The organism is Halorubrum sp. Boch-26 (assembly GCF_029889805.1).
GTDB lineage: Archaea > Halobacteriota > Halobacteria > Halobacteriales > Haloferacaceae > Halorubrum.
On sequence record NZ_JARANT010000129.1, the window covers coordinates 1 to 5,425 of the forward strand.

Genomic DNA, 5,425 nt, shown 5'->3' on the forward strand with positions numbered 1-5,425 from the left:
TGCTTGTTCACACCGCTCGTCGGGAGCGGCGCGTCGACGCGCTCCGATCAGGCGTCGCGGGAGACCTCGCCGAACGGCGGGTCCGCCTCGTCGCCCGCCGGGGCGATCGCGATCGCCGTGACGGCGTCGCCCTCGGCCCGGACCCGAGCGCGCTCCAGTTCGACGTCCGCGCCGTCGGCGGTCGCGGTCGCCGTCTCGCTCTCCGCCTCGGTGCCGAGCACCGTCCGCGTCGCGGCGCTCCGCCAGTCGGAGACCGACGAGACGCTCGCGCCGGTCGCCAGTTCGACCGCTCGTGCGGCAGACACCGAGGCGATCGGATCGCGGACGACCTCCGGCTGTTCGATCACCGCCACGGCCGGCGCGGTGACGATCCCGAAGCGCCGTCCGTCGTCGTCGGCGTACCCCCGCCGGAACACGTCGGCGATCACCTCGCGGGTGTTCGAGATCTGGACGTCGCCGGAGAGGTCGACCGTGGCCGAGACGGTCACCGTCGTCTCCGTCGAGAGGGTCTCCGCGTACCCCCGCTCCGAGACCGCGGCGTCCGGGAGGAACGCCGGCCGCTCGGCGCTCGCCTCGATGGGTTCCTGTTCCTCCGGCAGCAGCGCGCACCCGGCGGTCGCCGTCGCGGCGCCGGTCACCGCGGCGAGGAACGCGCGCCGAGAGCGGGGCGAATGGGTCCGGCGCATCGGAGTCACTTCCAGAACCGCTTCGCGAACCGGGAGAGGAACCCCTCGTCCGGTTTCTCGACGGGTTCCCACAGCCGGAACGCGCCGGAGACGTCCGCGGCCTCGCTGGCGACGAGCTCCTCCTCGTCGGGCGCGACCACGACCAGGTTCACCTCGTAGTGCCCGTAGTAGCCGAGTTTCAGCAGGATGCGGTCCCGGAAGCCGTCGACGAACTCGGCGACGTCCTCGGGGATCCGGTCGGCGACGAGGACGAAGCTGACGTCGGTGCCGAAGTGCTCCTCGTTCGGCGTGATCCGCTCGTCGGCGACGTCGTGACCGACCTCGACGAGCCGTTCGAGCTCCCCCACCGTCGGGCTCGTCACCCGGCGCGCGAACAGGTGTTCCATAATGTCGTGGTCGGCGTAGCTCAGCGCCGGGTGGAAGAACTGCTTCTGGTTGCGCATCCGCATCTCCCCCGCGAACTCGAACCGCTCGCCGTGGACGACCACGTCCCTCTCGAGGTCGTAGCTGTACATCAGCCGGTCGGAGACCCGGTCGAGGTACTCGTCGTCGTAGTCGGGGACGCCCTCCCGAATCTCGGCCGGAAGCTCCTCGGGGTCGCGGCGGTCGTCCCCGGCGGCCGCGTCACTCATCGTCCGGATCGTAGGCGACCGCGTCGTCAGCGGCCGGCGGCGCGCCGATCGCCAGCACGGTCACTGGGCCGTCGGCGTCGGCCGGGTTGTACGCCCGCTGCGGGCTCTCGGGGTCGACGACGAACAGGTCGTCCGCGGGCACCTCGTAGGTCCCCTCCGGCGTCTCCACCGAGAGCGTCCCGTCGAGGACGTAGAACGCCTCCTGCTGGGTCTCGTGATAGTGGTACGCGAGCGGGAGCTGCTCGCCCGGCTCGGCGCGGAACCGGTTGATCGCCGCGGAGTCGAACCCCCCCGGTCCGGAGAGCTTCCGGCACTCACAGGGGCGGTCTGGCTTCGGCTCCACCGAGTCCGTGTCGACGACGCGGTATCCCATGTGAACCAATTCCACGGAGCGATTGAAAAGGTCGTCGGGCCGGCGGCGGACCGGCAGCGGACCGGCATCGGGTCGGAGTCGGTCGGTTTCGAGCCGACGGACACGACGGAGAAAGCCCCGTAGCGGGGTCGACGGCGGGATTTAAGGCTGTCGAACACGATCGTTCGGTAGAGATACCCATGTCAGACGACGAGATCCAAGCGGAGGCGTGCGGCCGGTGTTCCATGTCGACCGTCGTGGGCGCGGTGAACGGCGACAAGGACTCGGAGGACCGCGTCGAGCACGACCCGTTCGCGGGCGAGCGGGTCGAGGTCGACGAGTCGTCGCTCCGGCGGATCTCGCCGGGGGGGTTCCTCAGCGACCTCAAGGACCGCGCCACCGCGTTCGGCCGCCGGCTCTCGTACGGGAAGTAGCGGTTCGACGACCGATCGGTCGGACCGCGGGTTCGCGCCGCGTCGGAGAGACTTATACGCGTTCGTTTCCTACGGGGGTCCACGCGATGGAAGAGAGCATCTCCGGCTTCAAGATGCGCGGGGACTGGGGCGACGTCGTCGAGCACGGCGAGCGGATCGCCTTAGCGCTCCGCGAGACGGGAGCCGACGGCGACGCCTTCTACGAGTTCGACGACTGGCGCCCGAAGTCCCACGAGCGCATCGACGAGGACGTGTCGGCGAAGACCGCCGAGCAGGCGTCCGTCGGCGAGGGCGAGGGCGAACAGGCCGGCAAGACGCCGGGCGACGACCTCCAGACGGCCGGCGAGAAGCTCACCGAGTCCTACGAGAAGGTCGAGGAGAACGACACCGAGAGCGCCATGGAGCGGTGGGGCGAGTCGATCGGCCACGTCGCCCGCGCGGCCGACTCGGCGAGCCGCAAGGCGCTCCGCAAGGTGGAGGACACCGTCTACCAGAAGGTGATGACCCAGATGGCGCCGTACTACTTCGACAACGAGCTCGTCAGCGCCAACGTCCAGGAGGTCGGTCGCGGCGAGGACGGCGAGACGTTCGAGTTCGAGGTGAACGTCAACGACGACGAGCTGAAAGCGGAAGTGAGCGACATCCTCGCCGAGTACGAGTCCGAGATCGACCGCTGGCACGTCGAGACCGAGAAGCGCACCGACGACGTCGCCGCCGCGGAGGGCGTCGAACCGCCAGAGAAGGAGGGGGGCCCGGACTCGACGATGACATGACCCGAACGCGAACTCCGAACGGTTTTCATTCGGCGACCCGCGAAGGGCGAGTATGACCGAGGTACTCCGGGTCGAGGCCGGCGAGCTGTCGGCCGACGAGCTCATCGACGCCCTCAACGACGGCCGCCGGATCCTCGTCGACGTCGAGGTCGCCGGCGGCCGCCACGAGGTCGTCCTCCGATACGACGGCGAGACGTATCACTGCGACACGCCGACGAACCTCCACCGCCACGCGGAGGAGGCCGAAATGCGCGGCTGTATCGACCGGATGGGGTACGCCAGCGCCGATAGCGGGAGCGACGCCGGCGACTGACTCGGATCGACCCGCAGTCGTCCGTCGGCGGCAGCCCGCCGATCGGTCCCCCGCCACCGATGAGGGCTTTTAACCCGACCGCAGCCGAACGGCGTCCATGAGCGACCCCGAGATCGAGGACCTCGTCGGCGACGTCTCCCCCTCGTTCGAACACGTGCTCTCCTGCGTGTTCGGCGTTCGAGACCACGAGAGCCGCACGTACATGACGCTGCTCGATCACCCGGGGAGTACCGTCGTCGAACTCGCCGAGACGCTCGATCGGGACCGATCGAACGTGAACCGATCGCTGTCGACCCTGCGGGACAAGGGGCTCGTCGAGCGCCGCCGCCGGCTGCTCGACTCCGGCGGCTACGTCTACCAGTACACCGCGATCCCGGTCCCGGAGGCGAAAGAGCGACTACACGACGCGCTCGACGAGTGGGTCGAGGGCGTCCACGCGGCGATCGACGGGTTCGACCCGGACGACCGAGAGTGAGCGGTTAGCTCCCGTCTTCGCCGCTCTCGCCCTCCTCTCCGGCGCTCTCGCCCTCCTCTTCGCCGCTTTCGCCCTCCTCTTCACCGTCTTCGTCTGCGGCGCTCAGCCCCTCGTCGTCGGACCGATCGAGCGCCCGCGGCGCGTCGTGGTACTCGGAGTAGCCGTCGAACCACCGGGCGATCCGCTCGATGCGGTCGACGACGTGCCCGGGCTCGCCCGAGCGGGAGAGCTCGTGGCCCTCGCGCGGGTAGCGCACGAACCGCGTGTCGACCCCGTTCTTCCGGAGGATCCGGTGGTACAGCTCCGCGGTGCAGATCGGCGTCCGGGTGTCGTCCTCGCTGTGGATGAGCAGCGTCGGCGTCTCGACCTCGTCGGCGTGGCCGGTCGGGGACCGCTCCCACAGCCACTCGGGCTCCTCCGAGGGGACGGTGTCGAAGTCGCCCTCGACGAGCTTGTACGCCGCGTCCGTCGAGCCGTAGAAGCCGGTGAGGTCGTACACGCCGCGCTGGGAGACGGCGGCGCGGAAGTAGTCGCTCCGGCCCACCGTCCACGCCGTCATGAACCCGCCGAAGGAGCCGCCGGTGACGAACGCGTTCGTCTCGTCGACGTACGGGCGCTCGGCGACCGTCTCCACGCCGGCCATCACGTCCGTGAGGGTCACCTCGCCCCAGTCGCGCTCGATCGCCTGCATGAACGACTCGCCGTAGCCGGTCGAGCCGCGCGGGTTCGACCAGAAGACGACGTACCCGCGGGCCGCGAGCGTCTGGAACTCGTGCCACATCGTCCCCGCCGTCGACCACATCGCGTGGGGGCCCCCGTGGATCTCGACCGCGAGGGGGTACTCCTCCGCCTCGCTGCCTTCGCTCGCCTCGTCGTCCTCGCCCGCCTCGTCGTCCGGGTCGAATCCCGGCGGCGTCATCACCCATCCCTGGATCTCCGCCCCGTCCGACTCGAACCGGATCTCCTCGGGCTCGCCGAGCGCGAGATCGGCGAGATAGTCGGCGTTCAGCTCCGTGAGACGCGTCGTCTCGCCGCTCCACGCGTCGTACGCGAAGGCGTCGCCCGGGTGGTCCCACTCGCTGGCGGCGAACGCGACGGTCACCTCGCCGGGACCGGCGCCCTCGTCGCCGCCGACGGTCGCGCCGGAGACGGTCCCCGGCCGGAGGAGTCGCTCGGGGGCCGCGCTCCCGTCAGCCGGAACGTGCCACAGCGCCGTCTTCCCCTCGTCGGGGGTCGCGAAGTACAGCGTCGCGTCGTCGGGGCCCCACTGGGGCGCCGCCGCGTAGCCGAGCCCGCGGTCGACATCGCCCGTGAGATCGGTCACCTCGCCGGTCTCGCGGTCGGCGACGCGGAGGTCGACCGGCTGCATCGACACCCGCTCGGGCTCCGCGTGGGTGAACGCGACCCGGCCGTCGGCGGTCGCGGCGAGCGCGGCGCCCCACCCGGTCGTCGTGTGGACGTGTTCGGCCTCGCCCGTCTCGAAGTCGTGCGCGCGGATCGCGATCTCCGAGGAGTCGTCGGGGTCGTCGCCGACTTCCTCGGCGAAGTAGAGGGTGTCGGCGTCGCCCCAGTCGGGCGCGGCGAAGTCGGCGTCGCGGTCGGTCACGCGCTCGACGCCCTCGGCGGAGTCCGGCGCCGCCGCGCCGTCGACCGCCGCGTCCGCGTCGACGACGTACACGCCGGACCACCGCCCGTCGAAGTACTCCTGTCCGGAGCGGTAGACGGTGCGGTCGATGACGCGCGGGTCGGGATGTACGTCG

Annotated in this window: 8 protein-coding genes; 4 read left to right on the top strand and 4 right to left on the bottom strand. The window is 70.7% G+C overall.

The window, feature by feature from the left end; all coding sequences use genetic code 11:
- Positions 1-47: 47 nt before the first annotated feature.
- From OQF71_RS13625 to OQF71_RS13635, 3 genes are read right to left on the bottom strand one after another with little or no spacing between them, the layout of a single operon-like run.
- Positions 48-686, bottom strand: coding sequence for a DUF6517 family protein (locus OQF71_RS13625; RefSeq protein WP_280588330.1), 639 nt, complete (start codon positions 684-686; stop codon positions 48-50).
- A 5-nt stretch (positions 687-691) separates the two neighbouring features.
- Positions 692-1,318, bottom strand: coding sequence for a hypothetical protein (locus tag OQF71_RS13630; RefSeq protein WP_280588331.1), 627 nt, complete (start codon positions 1,316-1,318; stop codon positions 692-694).
- Positions 1,311-1,691 carry a cupin domain-containing protein gene (locus tag OQF71_RS13635; RefSeq protein WP_280588332.1) on the bottom strand — a complete coding sequence of 127 codons (381 nt, stop codon included), beginning with the start codon at positions 1,689-1,691 and terminating at the stop codon, positions 1,311-1,313. The genes OQF71_RS13630 and OQF71_RS13635 overlap by 8 nt, the downstream gene beginning before the upstream one ends.
- A 179-nt stretch (positions 1,692-1,870) precedes the next feature.
- On the opposite strand from OQF71_RS13635, the gene OQF71_RS13640 reads away from it, so the two are divergent.
- The 4 genes from OQF71_RS13640 (at position 1,871) to OQF71_RS13655 (ending at position 3,665) form a co-directional block, all read left to right on the top strand.
- The gene (locus OQF71_RS13640; protein ID WP_280588333.1) at positions 1,871-2,104 is read left to right on the top strand and encodes a hypothetical protein; all 234 of its coding nucleotides are present in this window, start codon (positions 1,871-1,873) and stop codon (positions 2,102-2,104) included.
- Between the two features lie 86 nt (positions 2,105-2,190).
- Positions 2,191-2,877, top strand: a complete 687-nt coding sequence (locus tag OQF71_RS13645; protein WP_280588334.1) for a DUF5828 family protein — start codon at positions 2,191-2,193, stop codon at positions 2,875-2,877.
- A gap of 52 nt (positions 2,878-2,929) precedes the next feature.
- Positions 2,930-3,190 (top strand): hypothetical protein, encoded by a 261-nt coding sequence (locus OQF71_RS13650; protein ID WP_280588335.1) that lies wholly within the window; start codon positions 2,930-2,932, stop codon positions 3,188-3,190.
- A gap of 97 nt (positions 3,191-3,287) precedes the next feature.
- The gene (locus OQF71_RS13655) at positions 3,288-3,665 is read left to right on the top strand and encodes a helix-turn-helix domain-containing protein (protein WP_280588336.1); all 378 of its coding nucleotides are present in this window, start codon (positions 3,288-3,290) and stop codon (positions 3,663-3,665) included.
- A 4-nt stretch (positions 3,666-3,669) separates the two neighbouring features.
- Here OQF71_RS13655 and OQF71_RS13660 read toward each other — a convergent pair.
- A partial coding sequence (locus tag OQF71_RS13660; RefSeq protein ID WP_280588338.1) for a S9 family peptidase occupies positions 3,670-5,425 on the bottom strand: 1,756 nt, incomplete at its 5' end.

Bases quoted from the DNA above. Each gene is read 5' to 3' on its own strand.
- OQF71_RS13625 (WP_280588330.1), bottom strand. From the start codon at position 686: ATGCGCCGGACCCATTCGCCCCGCTCTCGGCGCGCGTTCCTCGCCGCG.
- OQF71_RS13630 (WP_280588331.1), bottom strand. From the start codon at position 1,318: ATGAGTGACGCGGCCGCCGGGGACGACCGCCGCGACCCCGAGGAGCTT.
- OQF71_RS13635 (WP_280588332.1), bottom strand. From the start codon at position 1,691: ATGGGATACCGCGTCGTCGACACGGACTCGGTGGAGCCGAAGCCAGAC.
- OQF71_RS13640 (WP_280588333.1), top strand. From the start codon at position 1,871: ATGTCAGACGACGAGATCCAAGCGGAGGCGTGCGGCCGGTGTTCCATG.
- OQF71_RS13645 (WP_280588334.1), top strand. From the start codon at position 2,191: ATGGAAGAGAGCATCTCCGGCTTCAAGATGCGCGGGGACTGGGGCGAC.
- OQF71_RS13650 (WP_280588335.1), top strand. From the start codon at position 2,930: ATGACCGAGGTACTCCGGGTCGAGGCCGGCGAGCTGTCGGCCGACGAG.
- OQF71_RS13655 (WP_280588336.1), top strand. From the start codon at position 3,288: ATGAGCGACCCCGAGATCGAGGACCTCGTCGGCGACGTCTCCCCCTCG.